The 18,263-nt window shown below is 37.1% G+C and carries 21 protein-coding genes; 10 read left to right on the top strand and 11 right to left on the bottom strand.

The window, feature by feature from the left end:
* Nucleotides 1-16: 16 nt before the first annotated feature.
* Nucleotides 17-739: a hypothetical protein gene (locus G466_RS0117125; RefSeq protein WP_026814742.1), complete on the bottom strand. Its 723-nt coding sequence runs from the start codon at nt 737-739 to the stop codon at nt 17-19.
* A gap of 214 nt (nt 740-953) precedes the next feature.
* On the opposite strand from G466_RS0117125, the gene G466_RS23965 reads away from it, so the two are divergent.
* From G466_RS23965 to rimK, 6 genes are all read left to right on the top strand, one after another.
* Entirely contained in the window at nt 954-1,124 is a 171-nt protein-coding gene (locus G466_RS23965; RefSeq protein ID WP_157373967.1) for a hypothetical protein, read from the top strand.
* A 72-nt stretch (nt 1,125-1,196) separates the two neighbouring features.
* Nucleotides 1,197-2,621 (top strand): arginine decarboxylase, encoded by a 1,425-nt coding sequence (locus tag G466_RS0117115; protein ID WP_026814741.1) that lies wholly within the window; start codon nt 1,197-1,199, stop codon nt 2,619-2,621.
* 70 nt (nt 2,622-2,691) lie between these two features.
* Nucleotides 2,692-3,636 carry an agmatinase gene (gene speB / locus G466_RS0117110; RefSeq protein WP_026814740.1) on the top strand — a complete coding sequence of 315 codons (945 nt, stop codon included), beginning with the start codon at nt 2,692-2,694 and terminating at the stop codon, nt 3,634-3,636.
* Complete coding sequence (locus G466_RS0117105; RefSeq protein WP_026814739.1) at nt 3,623-4,600, top strand: deoxyhypusine synthase family protein; 978 nt, start codon at nt 3,623-3,625, stop codon at nt 4,598-4,600. Before speB ends, G466_RS0117105 begins: the two co-directional genes overlap by 14 nt.
* A gap of 3 nt (nt 4,601-4,603) precedes the next feature.
* Nucleotides 4,604-4,915: a hypothetical protein gene (locus G466_RS0117100; RefSeq protein WP_026814738.1), complete on the top strand. Its 312-nt coding sequence runs from the start codon at nt 4,604-4,606 to the stop codon at nt 4,913-4,915.
* Nucleotides 4,916-5,219: 304 nt separating this feature from the next.
* Entirely contained in the window at nt 5,220-6,599 is a 1,380-nt protein-coding gene (gene rimK, locus G466_RS0117095; protein ID WP_026814737.1) for a 30S ribosomal protein S6--L-glutamate ligase, read from the top strand.
* A 9-nt stretch (nt 6,600-6,608) separates the two neighbouring features.
* Here the strand turns inward: rimK and G466_RS0117090 are convergent, their stop codons facing one another.
* The gene (locus G466_RS0117090) at nt 6,609-7,550 is read right to left on the bottom strand and encodes an NAD-dependent epimerase/dehydratase family protein (RefSeq protein WP_026814736.1); all 942 of its coding nucleotides are present in this window, start codon (nt 7,548-7,550) and stop codon (nt 6,609-6,611) included.
* 65 nt (nt 7,551-7,615) lie between these two features.
* Here G466_RS0117090 and G466_RS0117085 point away from each other — a divergent pair, with 65 nt between their 5' ends.
* Entirely contained in the window at nt 7,616-8,110 is a 495-nt protein-coding gene (locus tag G466_RS0117085; RefSeq protein WP_026814735.1) for a hypothetical protein, read from the top strand.
* A gap of 1 nt (nt 8,111) precedes the next feature.
* On the top strand, nt 8,112-8,603 hold the full coding sequence (locus G466_RS0117080; protein ID WP_229797258.1) for a nuclear transport factor 2 family protein: 492 nt from the start codon (nt 8,112-8,114) through the stop codon (nt 8,601-8,603).
* Nucleotides 8,604-8,706: 103 nt separating this feature from the next.
* Here G466_RS0117080 and G466_RS0117075 read toward each other — a convergent pair whose 3' ends face one another.
* From G466_RS0117075 to G466_RS0117060, 4 genes are all read right to left on the bottom strand, one after another.
* Complete coding sequence (locus tag G466_RS0117075; protein ID WP_034236039.1) at nt 8,707-9,411, bottom strand: tetratricopeptide repeat protein; 705 nt, start codon at nt 9,409-9,411, stop codon at nt 8,707-8,709.
* Between the two features lie 153 nt (nt 9,412-9,564).
* On the bottom strand, nt 9,565-9,942 hold the full coding sequence (locus tag G466_RS0117070) for a hypothetical protein (RefSeq protein ID WP_026814732.1): 378 nt from the start codon (nt 9,940-9,942) through the stop codon (nt 9,565-9,567).
* Between the two features lie 122 nt (nt 9,943-10,064).
* Entirely contained in the window at nt 10,065-10,874 is an 810-nt protein-coding gene (locus G466_RS0117065; RefSeq protein WP_026814731.1) for an SDR family oxidoreductase, read from the bottom strand.
* On the bottom strand, nt 10,867-13,152 hold the full coding sequence (locus tag G466_RS0117060) for a M28 family peptidase (RefSeq protein ID WP_026814730.1): 2,286 nt from the start codon (nt 13,150-13,152) through the stop codon (nt 10,867-10,869). Before G466_RS0117060 ends, G466_RS0117065 begins: the two co-directional genes overlap by 8 nt.
* A 213-nt stretch (nt 13,153-13,365) precedes the next feature.
* On the opposite strand from G466_RS0117060, the gene G466_RS0117055 reads away from it, so the two are divergent.
* On the top strand, nt 13,366-13,830 hold the full coding sequence (locus G466_RS0117055) for a CBS domain-containing protein (RefSeq protein WP_026814729.1): 465 nt from the start codon (nt 13,366-13,368) through the stop codon (nt 13,828-13,830).
* A gap of 97 nt (nt 13,831-13,927) precedes the next feature.
* Here G466_RS0117055 and G466_RS0117050 read toward each other — a convergent pair whose 3' ends face one another.
* The 5 genes from G466_RS0117050 to G466_RS24290 form a co-directional block, all read right to left on the bottom strand.
* The gene (locus tag G466_RS0117050) at nt 13,928-14,278 is read right to left on the bottom strand and encodes a hypothetical protein (RefSeq protein WP_026814728.1); all 351 of its coding nucleotides are present in this window, start codon (nt 14,276-14,278) and stop codon (nt 13,928-13,930) included.
* Between the two features lie 200 nt (nt 14,279-14,478).
* Complete coding sequence (gene gloA2, locus G466_RS0117045; RefSeq protein WP_026814727.1) at nt 14,479-14,862, bottom strand: SMU1112c/YaeR family gloxylase I-like metalloprotein; 384 nt, start codon at nt 14,860-14,862, stop codon at nt 14,479-14,481.
* A gap of 17 nt (nt 14,863-14,879) precedes the next feature.
* Nucleotides 14,880-15,452, bottom strand: coding sequence for a pentapeptide repeat-containing protein (locus G466_RS0117040; protein ID WP_026814726.1), 573 nt, complete (start codon nt 15,450-15,452; stop codon nt 14,880-14,882).
* A 296-nt stretch (nt 15,453-15,748) separates the two neighbouring features.
* Nucleotides 15,749-16,813, bottom strand: a complete 1,065-nt coding sequence (locus G466_RS22460; protein ID WP_205622054.1) for a M60 family metallopeptidase — start codon at nt 16,811-16,813, stop codon at nt 15,749-15,751.
* 4 nt (nt 16,814-16,817) lie between these two features.
* Nucleotides 16,818-17,342, bottom strand: coding sequence for a M60 family peptidase N-terminal accessory domain-containing protein (locus G466_RS24290; protein WP_205622053.1), 525 nt, complete (start codon nt 17,340-17,342; stop codon nt 16,818-16,820).
* A gap of 391 nt (nt 17,343-17,733) precedes the next feature.
* Between G466_RS24290 and G466_RS0117030 the strand changes: the two genes are divergently transcribed.
* On the top strand, nt 17,734-18,060 hold the full coding sequence (locus G466_RS0117030; protein WP_026814725.1) for a single-stranded DNA-binding protein: 327 nt from the start codon (nt 17,734-17,736) through the stop codon (nt 18,058-18,060).
* Nucleotides 18,061-18,263 lie beyond the last annotated feature (203 nt).

Here is an 18,263-nt window from a genome sequence, read left to right as displayed (position 1 = left end):
TTTTTTGATAGTATAGCTATTCCCTTCTTATCCAGATTTCATGCAAGGGATCTCCTTTACTGCTTTTTCCACTGTGATGCCAATCCGCTCCCTTTAATTCATAGTCAAAAGTAAGACTAGCGCCTACCCTAGCGTTATCCCTAGAAAAGTAGCCTATGTTTTCCGTGTATTTGCTGTCATTGGCCAAATACGTGCCGCCTCCTGTTCCAAAAAACTCCATAGTTTCCGTGTTGAAGGCAATCCATTGAAAATGACCGTCCATCAAAAATTTCATCGTCTTTCTGGGTCTGGAAGTATCAACCCTATCTTCGCCTTTATCCGTCATCCTTCCAGAAAACAACCATTTTCCATCCAATGATTGAGGATTCTTGGTCACCGTTACAAAGGTCATTGGAGCGTCGCTTTCTAAAATTAGCGTTTCATTCTCTATTCGATAGGGAATATTCATGGTTTTAGATTTCTGATTTTCGTAATCCGAATCAAATTCCAATGCTAATTTTATAGCATTGTTTTCAGTAGTATAGTATCCGCCATAAGTTCTTATATAGGTGGGCGGTGCTTCTTTATAAATACTATGAACAAAATAGTTGCCGTCTATTTTCAGCTCATGTCTAATGGTTTCCCCATTCTTTTTTTCATCAAAATGGTATACATTGGACGTAATTTGAGCGTTAAGAGGGTCAGGAAAAATTAGAATTAGGAAAACAGCTAACGATAGGAGGTATTTTGGACAATTCATAGTTAGAAATTTTAACTTTAAATATATAAAATAAGCATTTAACTATCAATAACTTATAGGTTTTTTATCTTGTTTCTTATTATCCGGGAACGGAGTAGGATTAAGTTTGTCCTAAAGTTTTTTAAAATCCTTGTTTTTCCAATTTTTTTGTTTTCATTTGCTCCCTCAAATAAGCATTAAATTTAGTTAGGACAAAAATGTCTAGCTTTTAAAAATGAATCATATTTATAGATTTGGACAATGTAGTCCGGGAAAAAAAATCCCGTTAGACCTGCAAATGGTCCATAGCCGTAAATTGCAACAAGCGCTAAATTTTTATCCCATAGTAGCAAGTCAGCATGCCTATTTTTTTAGACCTACCACGGAAAAAGAGCTAATAGTATAGGGTTTAGTATTTTTTCCTATATTAATTGCAATTCACAAAACTATTTACTTATATTTTTAGACTTATTTTTTCATGAACACAAAATATATCAACTTAATAGATCAGACTTATTACTTTCCTCAAGAGGAGTTTACCTTGGAGGACGATGGTCTAAAGTTTCACGATATCCCCCTTATGGATTTGGTGGAAAAGTACGGGAGTCCTTTAAAATTTACCTACCTGCCTAAAATTTCAGACAATATAAATAAGGCAAAGGAGTGGTTTAGATTGGCTATGGAGAAGAATAATTACAAGGGCCAATACCATTATTGCTATTGTACAAAAAGCTCCCACTTTAAGCCAGTATTGAACGAGGCTTTAAAGAATGATATACATATTGAAACCTCCTCTGCTTTTGATATTAATATCGTAGAAAAGCTAAAGGAATCTGGTAGGGTAAAGGATAACACCTATGTAATTTGTAACGGGTTTAAAAGAGACCAATACATCTCTAATATTGCTAGGCTTATTAACAACGGGCACCAGAACTGTATTCCTATTATAGATAACTATGAGGAGTTAGATCTTCTGACCGATGCTATTGATGATACTTTTAAGGTTGGGATTCGTATTGCTTCTGAAGAGGAACCAAAATTTGAATTCTACACCTCTCGTTTGGGAATTGGATATAAAAATATTGTACCTTTTTACGATAATCAGATTCGGAACAATGAAAAGGTGGAACTTAAAATGCTCCATTTCTTCATAAATACTGGAATTAGGGATAATGCGTATTATTGGAACGAGTTAGTAAAATGTTTAAAAGTGTACGTTCGACTTAAAAAGGTTTGTCCATCTTTGGATAGCCTTAATATTGGTGGCGGGTTCCCTATTAAGAACTCCTTGGCATTTGATTATGATTATCAGTATATGATTGATGAGATCATTAACCAGATAAACATTGCCTGTCAAGAAGCAGACGTTCCTGTTCCAAATATCTTTACCGAATTTGGTAGTTTTACCGTTGGGGAAAGTGGAGGTGCTATTTATGAAATATTGTATCAGAAACAACAGAATGATAGGGAAAAATGGAATATGATAGACTCTTCTTTCATTACTACCCTACCAGATACTTGGGCTATTAACAAGCGATTTATCATGTTGGCCATCAACCGTTGGAATGATGAGTATGAGCGAGTGCTTTTGGGTGGATTAACCTGTGATAGCGATGACTATTATAATAGCGAGCAGAATATGAACGCTATTTACTTGCCAAAGTATAAAAAAGATAAACCATTGTATATTGGGTTCTTTAATACGGGGGCATACCAGGAGTCAATTGGGGGCTATGGTGGTTTACAGCATTGTTTAATTCCACACCCTAAACATATCCTGATAGATAAGGACGAAAATGGTAATATAACGACGGAACTGTTCAGTGAGCAGCAAAAGGCAGAGGATCTGCTTAATATCCTTGGCTATGGACCTGGTGAGAATGGGAAGGCTACATCATTATAAATCTGTAAATTTAAATATAACCAGTCTGCCCAACGGCAGGCCTACCAATAAAAACAATAAACTTTGACAAATGAAAACAACTAACAATTACGCTGGCATACCAGACGAGTTTGCGCAATTGGAGAAGGCTAAGGTAGTTTTAATTCCTGTGCCTTATGATGGAACCAGTACTTGGGGTAAAGGAGCAGATAAAGGTCCAGATGCCTTTTTGCGCGCTTCAGAGAATATGGAACTATATGATATAGAAACCGACTCTGAGGTGTATCAGCAAGGGGTATATTTAGCCGATCCTGTGGATGAGGACAGTTCTCCAGAAGCTATGGTGAACGCAGTGCACAGTAAAACCAAGGAATATATAAAACGAAATAAATTTGTAACTATATTTGGTGGAGAACACTCCATCTCTATAGGAACAATTAGGGCGTTTAATGAGTGTTTTGATAACCTTACTGTACTGCATATAGATGCGCACGCAGATTTAAGGAAGTCGTACGATGGTACAAAATATAATCACGCCTGTGCGGTTCATGAAGCAAGCCAGACTACCAATCTTATCCAAGTGGGTATCCGCAGTATGGATGCTATAGAAAAAACATTCATGGACGAAGAAAAAACATTTTTCGCCCATGATATGGTTTTGGATGAGTATTGGATGGATAAGGTGGTAGATCTAATGACAGACAATGTGTTTATTACTTTTGATCTAGATGCGTTGGATCCTTCCATAATGCCCTCTACAGGTACTCCAGAGCCAGGTGGATTGTTCTATTATGAAATCTTGGAATTCCTAAAGCAAGTTTTTAAAGAAAAGAATGTAGTTGGTTTTGATATTGTGGAGCTTTGTCCCAATGAGAATGAGAAATCTTCAGATTTTTTAGCAGCCAAACTATATTATAAGATGTTGAGTTATAAATTTATGGGTGAAGCCATAACTGATGACTACGACAATACATATGACATACAAGCGAAAGTAACAGGTAATAATCAATCAAAATTTGAAGATGACGACGAATAAAGGAGCTATTTCCAACTTTATAGAGAAATATTATTTGCATTTTAATGCTGCGGCATTGGTAGATGCGGCAAAAGGATATGAGGCCCAATTGGCCCAAGGATCTAAAATGTTGGTATCTATGGCTGGGGCTATGAGTACGGCGGAGATCGGTAAAATATTTGCCGAAATGATTCGTCAAGATAAAGTGCAGATCATTTCCTGTACGGGAGCCAACTTGGAGGAAGATATTATGAATCTAGTGGCACACTCACATTATAAAAGAGTGCCAAACTATAGGGATTTAACTCCGCAAGAGGAATGGGATTTAATGGAAAAAGGCCTTAATAGGGTAACCGATACCTGTATTCCAGAGGAAGAAGCTTTTAGAAGATTGCAAAAACATATCCATAAGATATGGAAAGATGCGGAAGATGCAGGAGAACGTTATCTTCCACATGAGTATATGTACAAGATGCTTTTATCTGGTGTGCTAGAAGAGTATTATGAGATAGATATTAAAGACTCTTGGATGTATGCTGCAGCGGAGAAGAATTTACCCATAATCTGCCCAGGTTGGGAAGATAGTACAATGGGGAATATTTTTGCTTCCTATGTGGTTAAAGGCGAATTAAAAGCCAGTACCGTAAAATCGGGGATAGAATATATGACCTTTTTAGCGGATTGGTATACTGCCAATTCTGAAAATGGAATTGGATTCTTCCAAATAGGTGGAGGAATTTCGGGAGATTTCCCTATTTGCGTAGTCCCAATGCTTTACCAAGACCTTGAGCGTACAGATACCCCGTTCTGGAGCTACTTCTGTCAGATAAGTGATTCTACTACAAGTTACGGATCGTACTCTGGCGCTGTCCCCAACGAGAAAATCACTTGGGGTAAATTAGATGTAAATACCCCCAAATTTATTATAGAAAGTGACGCTACTATTGTAGCGCCCCTTATTTTTGCTTACTTATTAGATATGTAGTTTATGGATAATTTAAAAAGAGTTATTGTTGATTTCAAGAAACTTACGCCCGAGGTGTTAAAACTTTTGGTAGAGAAGTATCCCGATGGGTATGACGATCTTAATATCATCACCTTTAAGAACGCCAAAGGGGAAAGAGTAGAAGCGGTAGAAGTTACTACCGAAGATACCAAGTACCTGGTAAAGATCAGTGCTAAGTTAGAAATGACCATGGCTAATTATGATGAGGACGATTATGAGGATTTTGATGATGACGATCCAGAAGCTATTCCAGATGTAGATCTAGAGGGTATTGAGGAGGATGAGGAGGACTAGGAACGCTTTTTAAGCGGTAGCCTATCTCGCTCGTCCTAGTTTTAATAGCTTTCTGAAACAAACTACAGAATAAACCAAAGGCCTCCAACTGGTGGCCTTTGGTTATTTTAGGTCTTAAATTGGGATATGGACACCTCTCCCTTTCACAAATTCCATCTTTGGTTGGGGATTAGAAAGAAGAAATTGGCTTATTAAACTAACCACCTATTACAATACGTTTATTATTTTTAAATAAATGGGTTTTAAATCTTGATTCTAAGGGGTCAAGTAGTTTATTTTGTACTTATAAATTAGAATCAAAGGAATGACAACTGATAATCTCGATATAATTGGAAGTGAAGAATGGTGCGTTTTTGAAGAATTAGAAATTCCAGCCATAAAGGCTAGGGTAGATTCTGGCGCTAAAACTTCTTCTATTCAGGCAAATAATATAAAAGTGTTTACTAGAGGAGCCCACGAATGGGTGAGATTCGAGGTTAACCCTTTGCAAGACAACAGAAGTATTAATATTGAGTGTAAAGCCCGCTTAGTAGATAGGAGGGTGGTAAAAAGTTCTTCTGGAATATCTGAAGAACGGTTTGTGATTAAAACCCCAGTTAAATTGGGGGAGAAGACCTTTGATATTGAGCTTACTTTGGCCAGTAGGGATACTATGGAATATAGAATGCTCTTGGGAAGGGAAGCCTTAAATGGCAGGTATGTAGTAAATCCTGCTGTAAGTTTTAATATAATGCCGATGAGCTTAAAGGAGGTTGGTGAGCAATACGCTTCTTATGTTAAAGAGAAAACAGGATTAAAAATCGCTCTTTTGGCCAGTAACCCTAATTTGTACAGTAATAAAAGGATAATGGAGGCCGGAGAAGCCCGCGGTCATGATATGGTGTTTCTAAATGTGGAACATGCCTATATGAAACTAGATGCCAACTCGCCCGAAATACGGTATAGGGGAGGTAATATCCTAAATGAATTCGATGCAATTATCCCTAGGATAAAACCCGCTGTTACATTTTACGGCTGTGCCCTTATTCGCCAGTTTGATAACTTAGGGGTGTATTGCCTTAACTCAGCTGAAGCTATCACCCAGTCTAGGGATAAACTTTTTGCTTCGCAGTTATTTTCTAAAAATGACATCCACATCCCCATCACAGGATTTGCAAAATCTCCTATGGATACTAAAGATCTCATCCGCATGGTAAACGGGGCGCCATTAATTATTAAGTTGTTGGAGAGTACTCAGGGCAAAGGTGTTGTTTTGGCAGAAACCAATAAGGCTGCAGAGAGTGTTATAAACGCGTTTAAAAGTGTGCAGACCAATATCTTGGTGCAAGAGTTTATAAAAGAGGCAAACGGACAGGATATTCGTTGTTTTGTGATAAATGGAAAAGTAGTGGCCTCTATGCAACGTCAGGCTGCGAAAGGGGAATTTAGGGCGAATTTACACCAAGGAGGATCGGCTTCTGTGATAAAGATTACAGCGGAAGAAAGAAGGTTGGCAATTAAAGCTGCCAAAGTGCTTAATCTAGCAGTTGCCGGAGTAGATATTATCCGTTCTAATAAAGGCCCATTACTTTTAGAGGTGAATTCTTCCCCAGGATTAGAGGGTATAGAAAATGCCACTGGGAAGGACATTGCTAACACAATGATTACCGCAATAGAAAAGAAATTGAAATTTAGTCTGTTGTAAGGAACTGGGCTATTTGCCCAGGTTTCTTAACATTTCTTCGGTAGTCTGATCTAGATCGAATTGAGATTTCCAATCCCAGTCTCTTTGTGCAGCAGAATCATCAATACTGCTGGGCCATGAGTCGGCAATTTCTTGTCTGAAATCGGGTTCGTATTCAATTTCAAAACTAGGGAATTGCTTTCGTATGCAATTGGTGATCTCTGCTGGGGTAAAGCTCATTCCGGCTAAATTATAAGAGGATCTTTCCGTGATTTTATCGGCATCACATTCCATAATGGCAATGGTAGCCCTAATGGCATCGTCCATATACATCATAGGCAGTTTAGTACCCTCATTTAAAAAGCATTTGTATTTTTTATTGGCGAGTGCAGTATGGAATATATCAATGGCATAATCGGTGGTTCCACCACCGGGAAGGGTTTTCCAACTGATTAAACCTGGATAGCGTACGCTTCTAACATCTACCCCGTACTTTTTAAAGTAATAAGAGCACCAGCGCTCACCAGATTGTTTGCTAATACCATAAACTGTGCTGGGCTCCATTATAGTGTGTTGCGGTGTACCTTCTTTTGGAGTAGTAGGACCAAAAACGGCAATACTAGAAGGCCAAAATACCTTGTTGATCTTTTTCTCCTTGGCCAAGTTTAGTACATGGAAAAGTGAATTCATATTAAGGTCCCATGCGCGCATTGGAAATTTTTCGGCCGTTGCACTTAACATTGCAGCCATAAGATATACTTCCTCTATCTCATAGTGCATTACTATGTTTTCTACAGCCTCATAATTAGTGGCATCCAATATTTCAAATGGCCCAGATTCCATTAGGCTTTCATTACCTTCTCTAATATCACTGGCTACCACTTGGTCATTGCCGTAGCGCTCCCGTAATGCTAGGGTTAATTCCGTTCCAATTTGCCCACAGGCACCAATAATTAAAATCGATTTTCGCATCAAATTCTAGTCAAATTATAATTCGTGCAAATATACCTTTTTATTAAAATTCGTACCTTCGTCGTATGGGAAAATTTTTGGTATTGGTTATGGTGTTCTTATTCGCATTATCATGCAAACAAGGACAGAAAAATGAGACTTTCGTAGAAAAACAGGAGGTTTTTTTTAGTGTAGATTCGCTGCCTAGGCCCATAGCGGTAAATGCGAAGGCTGCCGAGATTTTAAAGGATTGGCAGGCCTTTGGTGATATGGAAATTACCTTTGAATCCCTGTACCGTGTTGCTAATCGGGAAGACCTTAGCTTGGTAATCGAGGACCTTATAGAGAAACAGAAGCAATTGGAAGTTTCGGACTATCCAGACATGTTTAATAAGCCCCAAATTAAGAGTAGACAGAAAGTGTTTCAAACTTTTATTCTTAAAACCAAGGGGAATTTGGAGTACCGGGTAGATACCAAAAAATCTACCGAAGAAATGATAAGGGCTTATAATGCCTATAGGAATCAATTTAACGTGCTAGTTAATAGTGAGTTGGATACAACTTTGATCTTTAATGAATAGGATGCGAATTTTACTGTTTTTGCTGTTTTTTGGCAATGTAATCCTATCTCAGGAGAATAATATGGCAAATGAGGTACGTTCCGTAATAACCCAATGGCATTTGGCTGCTTCAGAAGCACGCTTTAACGATTACTTTGAGGCTATGTCACCTAATGCAGTTTTTATAGGTACAGATGCCGGAGAGAATTGGAGTAAGAATGAATTTATGGTGTATGCCAAACCGCATTTTGATAAGGGAAAGGCCTGGAATTTTAAAACTTTAGAGCAGAACCTATATTTTAATGATAAGGACGATATAGCATGGTTTGATGAGTTATTGGATACCCAAATGAAACTTTGCCGTGGATCTGGGGTACTGCAAAAAATAGATGGGGAATGGAAAATATCCCATTATGTGCTCTCTATTGTAATCCCTAATGAAAATGTCTCCGAAGTAGCCCTGATGAAACAGGGAACGGACAATAAAATTATAGAACAATTAAAGAAACAATAAGGTAGCGTTAACTCGCCTATATACGCCTATCACTATAGGATCTATGAAAAAAGCCACTTTAAAAAGTGGCTTTTTGTTTTATTATGTGCTAGAATCTAATCCTTTATTGCTTAGTTTCAGTAGATTCAGACTTTTCTTTTCTAGACTCTAATGCTTGCTTACTTAAACTTGCCAGATTAAAATTAGGATCAATTTTTAAAGCTTCGTTAATAGTTGCTAGGGCTTGATCTATATTGCTTTGGTCATTGTTAAACTGTACCAAAGCCTTTAGGTGAAGAAAGGCCGCTTTTAACGGAACTTCATAGGGTTGTTGTCTTTCATAAAAAGCATACATCATATCGTCCTTGGCATTTGCTATCCCGAACTCAATATCGCTGGATGCTCCTACATTGTCTCCCGTCTGAATTTTAAGATCTGCCAATTCATAAGCCAAATAAGGGTTTGGGCTTCTCTTGTTAAGAATCTCAAATTGCTCCAAAGCTCTTTTTGGTTGATTTAAAGCCTTTAATGAAATCGCTTTTACCTGAACGGCCAAATCAGAATCATTTTCACTTTTCTCAATACCAATGGTATTTAATGCTTGAAGGTGTTGATTATCGTTAGCATAGATATAAGCTAAAGTGTCCATGCGTTCTGGACTGGGCGAAAGTATATTAAGATGGGTTATTGCATTAATAACGCCGTCCACATCACCTTGCAGTCTCATTTGATCGTAAAATGCCTCATAATGCTTAAGCAGATCACTCTTAGTCTGCGCCGTAGCAGAAATTCCTACCGTTAAAAGGAGTATCAATCCTATTTTTTTCATCATTCTATATTTAAGTGTGCCAAATCTAGCAAATTATTTTATTTCTATTGTTAAGGAAAGCCTTAAAGCTTTGATAAGCAATAAAAAAGGATGCCGTTAAGCATCCTTCTTTACTAGGGAAATAATGATGGGATCTAGTAATCACTTTTTCTATTAAGATATACAGATCTTTTTAGGATTATTTATCGAATAAATTCTTAACAGCTTTGCATAGAATGAAATGCTCCTATTGTCCCTGTCTAAGCAGGAAATTAAAAATTGCTCTAAGTTGTCATAATACATATTGGTTCGCATAAAGGGAGTCGAGAAATTCAATTGGTTTGCATCGTAATTGCTATCGTCCACAACTATGTCCATAAATATTCGCTTACGGTGATAATCTATAGAAATATCTACTGCGTTATAGTATTTTTTAATGATCATTTCATGTAAATCTTGTGATTTTCGGGATACTTCTTCCTTGGAGCAGCTTTCAGAAATTAAGCTTTTAATCCCCCTAGAAATGTTGCTTTTTAGTTCTAAATTTTCCATCGTAGCTATTGTGTTATTCTTTATTCAAAGATATAAGTTGTAGATGTAAGACCTCTTTTATCCGATAAAGATTAACAGTAGATGATGTTCAATGTTGTGAAAGTTTCAAATTGTGTGGTGAATCAACTGATAATTGAGGTGTGGTATTGGTAGATTTTAACAATATAAGGGCTATTTTCTATTATTTTATAACCTTTCACGTTTTTTCTGGGCTGATAGGTGGGTGGTACTATGTTCATTTTACGGGCCTCGGAGGTGTAATAGTCCTCTTTGGTAGGATGTAATGGATATACCCCATTAATTAAAAGATTGGTGTAATTATTCTCAATTACCGTTCGGATAAGACCTATACAATCTTCTAAATGAATTAAGTTAACAGGATCATCCCCGTTGGTGAGATCTTTTTTTCCTGCAAGGAAATTGGCGGGATTCCTGTTGGGGCCAATAAGTCCACCAAACCGGATAATGGTGGTGTTTAGGTTCTTATCTTTTCTGAAAATATCTTCTGTTGCTAAGAGTTGCTTCCCAGCCTCGGAGGTGGGTTTAGGTAAGGTGTCCTCGGTAACCTGGCCTTGGTTTTCTCCATAAACCGATGTACTGCTAATAAAGAGTACGGTTCTAACTTTTGAATTTTTTACGACCTGATATAAATGGGTTATTTTTTTAAAATAATTCTCTTTTGGTTCACTGCGTACTCTTGGCGGTATGTTGATAAGCAGAACGTCTAGATGTTCTAAAAATCCATTAATATCTCCTGTTATTCCGTTTTCAGAAAGGTTGATAAGAAAAGGGGTTATTCCTGCTTTTTTTAAAAGAACCATTTTTTCTAGGGTAGTGGTGGACCCTTTTACAGTGTATTTGTTTTCTACTAATGTGGTGGCTAAGGGAAGTCCCAGCCATCCACATCCCAAGATTCCTATAGTGTTATTCAAAATGTAATTTTTTAATAATTAGTATGGCGTCATTCAAAACAAAGGGCATAGGGATATTATCCTCGGGCCGCTTTGGGACACTAAATTGGGGGTGATCTAGTAAATCATTTGAGGCCTCATAGATTGTTAGTTCCAATTTACTTTCTTTATGGATGGCCAGTTTTAAATGAGTGGGGTCATTATCACTTACGTAATGGGTAATAAGTTTATTGCCTTTTTTATTTTTTAGGTAGTAATCGGATAATGGTATGGTATTAATAGCCGCTTCTAATAGTTGTATTTCATTGGTAAAGACCTCCAGTCTAGTTATAGGCCTTTGGGGAATAATGGTAATTTCTAGCCATCTATTATTTCCAATTATAGTATCCGCACCTATTTCTATTTTTGGTTGAGGTATATCTTTCACAGGCGCATTGCTTACATAATTAAAATTTGTCCCGTATTTGCTGCTTAGGTTTTGATGTTCTGTAGTAGAGGGGACTTCCTTATTCTCGCCAATATATTGTGTGGTCCAAGAAGACAATTCCTTTTCATAGGTAACCCATTGCGCGGTTTTATTTTCTGCATCCAATAGGTAGATTAAGCTGGTTGGCTTTGCTTTATCCCTGCTAAAACCTGAATTAAAATGGGCAGAAATAAGAAATCCTATAAATAAGAGCAGAGAGAGATATGACAATCGTTGTTTAACTTTTAATCCTCCAAAAATGGGGAGCAATAGAAAAAAGGTTAGGGAGGTTAGTAAGGTGGAGGTAATGATCATTTTAAGGCCTAAGCCTACTGGAAACATTTTTATAAGGGGAGAATAGATCCAAATGGCGGGTAAGGCTAAGACAACAAACCATAAGGGTTCCGGAGATTTCTGACTCAGCAATATCCACAGTGATGCCAAAAGTGCAAATACGGGTAAAATAAAGAAACTACCCCCTTTTAGATAAACGGCTAAAAGTCCACAGATTACCAACCAAAGCAAGGCAGGAGCAATTAAAAGATTTGGAGCATCTGTTTTGCCAAAACGATGATAGCACCAAAAACCAACTGCAATCGAGAGAAAAACAAATGCAGCAATATAGATATATCCATTGTAGGTGAACCCATGAAGTATATCCTGATAATACGGATATATTTTGAGCAAAACGCTCCATCCAAAATAGCCTATTATTCCGTTAATAATGAGCGTTAATAGCATAGGGATAAACCCTTTTCCAATCCCTTTGAATGTCAAGACCTTTTTTTTAATCCCTAGCAAGACCACTATCAAAAATAAGAGAGCGGCACCTGCCAGCATGGGATATATCCACTCAAATGGATAGGATACTAATTTAAAAAATGGCGCATTAAAATAAACCTGATCGTTTAAACTTTTAAGTTGGGTAAGGTCGGCATCGCTAAAATAAGTTAGCAATGGCATTAGATATGCGCCTTGGTGCGCCAAGGTTTTTGGGTCTAATCGGTCATAATTATCTCTTACGGTATGGTAATCAAAATGGTCATCAATAAAAGCAAAATTAAAACCGTCTATATCTCCGTCTTCTCTAAAAACCGTTAAGTCGGTATCATTAGGGAGCATTTTATAAATGCTATATACCAAAGAATTAGCTACTGGATAAGAGGGATTGGCCTCAATAAATTCGCTAATTAGGTTACTGTTCCCCCGGTTAGTTTCCAAAAGCATATAGGATGGTCCGCCACTGCCCCTAGCCTCAAAATTCAGTGCCAATTTTACTTCTTTTGCCCACGGGTGGTTATTTACAAATAAATCTGCTCCATTTAATCCCAATTCCTCAGCATCCGAAAAAAGAATTATAATATCATTTTCAGGGCTATTATTTGTAGATAGATAGGCCCTTAATCCCTCTAGTATAGTTGCTACTCCACTGGCAGCATCACTAGCTCCCAAGGAGGAGTGCGGACTACTGTCATAATGTGAAAGTAATAGGAGGGCATTACCTGGTTTACTACCTCTTATACGAGCCATAACATTGGTGACCTTGCTAAAATTAGCCCAATCTCCAGCGGTATATCCCGTTTGTAGGATGGGTTCAAATCCAAGCTTTTCTAGTTCAGCCATGATATATTCCCTAACTTGGGAATGGGCTGGAAAACCAACTGCATGTGGTTTTACAGACATTTTTTGTACATGAATAAAAGCACGATCGGTAGAAAATTGACTTTCATCTAAGTTTAAATCTGGACTATAGGAGGGCATAGATGACCAAAATCCTAAATATATGGCAAGGAGGATAAGCAATAAGGAAATAACGGTCGGAAATCTTTTCATAATATGTTTCGAAAACTTAAAAATAAGAAATTCTTTCTGCATAATGATTTTGATTAGCAGCTGTTAAAGGTATGTTATACTAATACGCATTTAGGGAATGATGAATTGTTAGATATTTAAGGGAAGTTTTGGTAATTTGATAGGTGGAATATTAATTAGTTGCGCAATGTTCTAAAAAAAGCTATCTTTCCAATTAACTGTAATTTCAAATTTATGGCTATAAAGAATTTTCAAGGATTTAGGAAACCGGTAAAAAAGGAATATGATGCTCCCATTTTAGTGGAGGACTATATGTGTAAAAGATTGGTGACATTTACACCTGATCAGTCTATTTTGGCAGTAATGGAAGCATTTGCTAAACATAAAATTTCTGGTGGTCCGGTATTGGATGATAATGGATTTTTGGTAGGAATTATTTCTGAAGCGGATTGCATGAAAGAAATTTCAGAAAGTCGGTATTTTAACCAACCTATTTTGGATAAAAGTGTAGAAAAGTTTATGTCCAAGAACGTAGAGACCATACCGCATGATACCTCTATATTTGATGCTGCCGGAATTTTTGTACAGCACAATAGGAGAAGATTGCCAGTTATGAAAAACGATATTTTGGTGGGGCAGATAAGCCGTAAGGATATTGTTATTGCTGCCTTAAAATTAAGTGGGCATAATTATAAATAATAGGCAAGAAATCTTCAAATGCTTCCTTGCTTTTATGCGAGCAGAACTGGTATTGATTCCTTATTAAAAATTTAAAAGAGTGGGACTGAGTACTGGCCTATTCCCTTTTAACAATCATGTAGTAGTCATTATCTAAAGGAAGATAGCCTAGGTCATAAACGAAAAAATAGGTGGATCCTTTCTTAGTGGTATACAAGTTGGTGAGGTATTCAAAATCGAACCCCTTATCCATTAACTTAGTTTTGGTAGTTTTGGTTTTTCCGTCATTAAGAGAATAACTATCCAATATTCTGTAGTTTTTCCTTAAACGGTTATTAATGTTGCGAACTAGGTTTTTGCTATCTTTGTTAAGCTTATTATTATAGGAATTCCTACAATAATCCGAACAGAATTTTTTGTCCACCCGGCCTAAAATCGTATCTCCGCATTCTAAACATTTTTTTTCCATGTGCTACTTTTTTCCACTAAGGTCAGCATTTGGTGTGGTGGTGACCTTACTTGCTTACCCAATATAGTGAAAATATGCCATCAGCCGATGCCCTAGTGAGGTGTTGTAATTTTTAATAGAATGGATTTACTACTGCAATTACACTGCATTGCCAGTAATTGCGCTGCGTATATGGGTTTAGATAAGGGATTAATTGCGAACTATTTTTCATATAGTTCTATAGGTAATTGGTCTGGGTCAAAAATAAAGGTGAATCTTTTTTTGGTAAATTCGTCTGTTCTAATGGGTTCTGCCACTACCTCAAACTGAGATAATTTCTCAATGGCTTCTTCTAGGTCATTTACTTCAAAAGCCAAATGACGTAACCCTGTTGCTTCTGGTCTGGACAATCTAGAGGGTGGTTCCGGAAAGCAAAAGAGTTCTATAATATAAGTGCCATTTAATGCCAAGTCTAATTTGTGGGAGTTCCTTTCCTTTCTATATATTTCACGTATAGGAGTAAGCCCTAAAATAGTTATATAAAATTCTTTTGATTTTTGATAATCCGAGGCAATAATGGCGATATGATGTATGTTTTTGAGCAATGTACAAAGGGGTCTTTTTAATCGATATCAATATCATATTTCAACAAAAGGCCAAGGGCACCTTCTTTTGAAAACTTCGCTTTTTTTAGCTTGTTATTTTCTGGGTCGATGCTGAAATTTATAGCAGTTCTAAAGTCTGTTTTCAATAATATAGCGGACTCAAAGATTGCTCCCCTTAGATCGCAGTTGTCAAACTTGGCATTGGAGAGATTACTTTCAGTAAAGTCGGCCTGATGAAGACTACAATCTTCAAATACAATGTTTTTTAGTGTAAGGTTATAGAAGGAAGATAGGTTTAGGGTACAGCCTGTAAATTTGAAGGAGAGCAAAAACGGATTGCAATGATCAAATCTGACTCCCAGCATTTTACACTTTTCAAAATTACATTCTTTTATGGCGGTGTTTGTTAGGTTCACATTGCTTAGGTCGCAATCTAAAAAAGTACACTCCATAAATGAAATATTGGTAAGGTCTGCCTCAGAAAAATAACAGGAATCAAATACACAGTTCTCATATTCCCCTTTTGCTAATTTATTTAGGGTGTAGTCTTTGCCCTTGTAGGTTTCGTCTATTATGAATGGATGGTTCATCGCACTTAATTTTGTTTAACAATAGTATAGCTTATAGCTTTGTTAAGAATATAAGGTCAAGAAATAGAACGCTAATTTAATTGAAAGCTGTTCTCTCTTTAGATTCCCAAAGTTATACTAATCATTGGAGTTGTCCTTTAAATACTTCGCTGTGGAGAGATAAATTAAGAGTAGGCTCTCCCCAGGGGATAGCCGACTCTTAATTGGTTTTTAATTATGGGGCAATTAGTTAAACTAGAAAATGCTTTAACTGACTTTCCCCTTCCCGAATAGGAGTCCTGTGATAGGTATACCTACTATAAATCTTTTAGGGTACTGATATCTACCTTCGGTTTTGGTAAGTTCATGGCTTTGATCTCTGCTTTGCATTCGTCCACCATTTCCTGGGTCATTTTATAGCTGTAATTTCCATAGTCGTTATAATCAAATTCGCCTACATAGAAAAAGCCATATTGATCAAAGAATTCGGTTAGGTCGGTCTTACTGACTTCCGATGCTGTTTTTACAAAATTAAGTTGGTGTTTTGCTGGGTTGTTGCCTCTGTCTCCCCAACCACCTGAACGACGGGGATTAGGACTTGCTTTTCTGCTTTCTTCTCCTTGTTGGCGAAATGCCTCAAAAAGATCAGGGTAAAAATCTGGATTGTTGCCTACCCCCGTAAAATAAAGTTGTAATTGCCAAAATGGAACTACACGATTAAATACGTCCCCATCCTGTAGGTAGCTGATCTTTTCATTAATTATGCTTTCACGGGATTTATCATAGTTTTGTTGTTCGGAGATCCTACTTTTATTTCCAAATGATGTGGTTACGTACAATGAGAAAATATTATTACTTACCTCTCCTAAACCGCCCCAGTTAAAATATGGGCGCAATTGGTGAACATGACCAACCTCATGACTAAATCCCCAGCAGGGATCACCTTGGATGACGCGACTCGGGTCTACCACCATAGACATTGCATTACTAGGTTCCGTTCCCATATAGGCTACGCCGTCTCCATCCCTAAACATATAATAATTGTAGTTTACGCGTGCTAGAATTCGGTTTTCTGGAACTTTGTTGTATTTAACCAAACCTAAAATGCGATGCTGTCTATAGACTAGGGAGTCATAATTATTTAGTAATTCTTTCCCTCTATTGTAGGCGTACTTTTTAATTGCCTCAGCAGGGTAGGCAATCTGAATATGCTTGCCTCTAGCATCCACTATGGGATAAACCGCATTGTCTACTAGGGAATTCCATTCAGCATCGGCATCCTTAGTACTATCAAAATAACCATTTACTGCTGCAGATGGAAAGTGAACTTGTACAGCATTCTCATTTTTAGGTTCTTCTGAAAAATAATCAATATAGGCCAATCCATCAAAAAGTAAGATTTATAACATTGACTCCATTATGTAGATTGTACTTTTTCTTTTGTATACCCCATCCTGCTGGGTCCTTGGTAGGTTCAATACCTGCTGGTGCTCTGCGGTTCCAATTAACGATTACCAAACCAACCTCGGTATCTTCCTTAATTCCATCAACTAGTACAAGTTGTTCTCCTTTTGGAAGGTAGATTCCGGTAATGTTTTCATACTTGCTATAGCCATCCCCAATCATTAGTTGTTGTCCTAGCACGCTGGGGGATAGGTGAGCTTTATATTCGGCCATACGAAATTTAGAATCGTAGTTATTTTCATATAGCGCTCTTGCTGTTTCTCGTAGGCTATTGTTTTTGATTTTGGCAATATCCCTTTTCTTAACCTTCTTATTTAAAGTTAAGGCCATTGGTGTTTCAAAGACGGTTAGATCATTGTATAACAATGCAATATCTGTAGCAGACTGACCGTGGGCCCCTATAAAAACGAAACTGTAAATAAGAGCTAAAACGAAGTTTTTTTTCATGAGTATTTCTGTTATGATTTTGATTTAGTGATTGCCGCTATTGAATAGAAATTAAAACCATTCATTTTAAAATAGATGCCGTTTTAATTCCAGTTTATATAGTTGAAATTATATTCTTCTAGTGTGATTTATATAATAAAAGGGGGAAAGATAATAATTAATTAAGCATCTTATCCCCAAAGAATGACTTTAGAAATATATCTTGTATGCCCTTAGAATATTGGGTCTTTTATGATTTGTGCCTGATCAATATAGAATGAATAGTAAAAGTACAAACGACTACAAACGTTTACAAGCGAAATTAAATAGTTATCAACCGAATACTGTATTGAACTGGGAGTAGGTTTGTGGTATCAAAATTATTAACTGTTTAACACTAAAACTATTTATTATGAATGCACTTAAAAACAGAGTACAGTTGATTGGAAATCTAGGAAACGATCCAGAGATTGTTAATTTAGATGGAGGAGCAAAATTGGCCAAATTTTCCATAGCTACCAATGAAACCTTTAAGAATGCTAAGGGTGAAAAGGTAACAGATACCCAATGGCATAATGTGGTAGCTTGGGGCAAGACGGCAGACATTGTAGAAAATTATTTAACTAAGGGTAAGGAAGTAGCCATAGAAGGTAAGTTGACTACAAGAACTTATGAGACCAAGGAAGGGGAGAAACGGTATTTTACAGAAATACGAATAAATGGGGATATTCGGGAGTAGGCCGATTTTCACTAAAAACTGGACAGAACGAATCCTGGAACATCGATGTTTCCGGGATTTTTTTTATGGTTTATTTTCGAAGTGGATTTTCGTCCGGTTTAAGAGGGCTTTTTGGTCGTTTTAGTGAGGTTCTGGCATACCTTTCCCATCGAAGTTTCGGATCGCTAGTCCCTATGCCGCTTTTTCCAGCGCCATGGCCGACA

The organism is Arenibacter certesii DSM 19833, assembly GCF_000429545.1.
In the GTDB taxonomy this organism is placed as follows: domain Bacteria; phylum Bacteroidota; class Bacteroidia; order Flavobacteriales; family Flavobacteriaceae; genus Arenibacter; species Arenibacter certesii.
The sequence above is the reverse complement of the archived record's forward strand: the minus strand, read 5'-3'. Positions and strand labels throughout refer to the sequence as shown.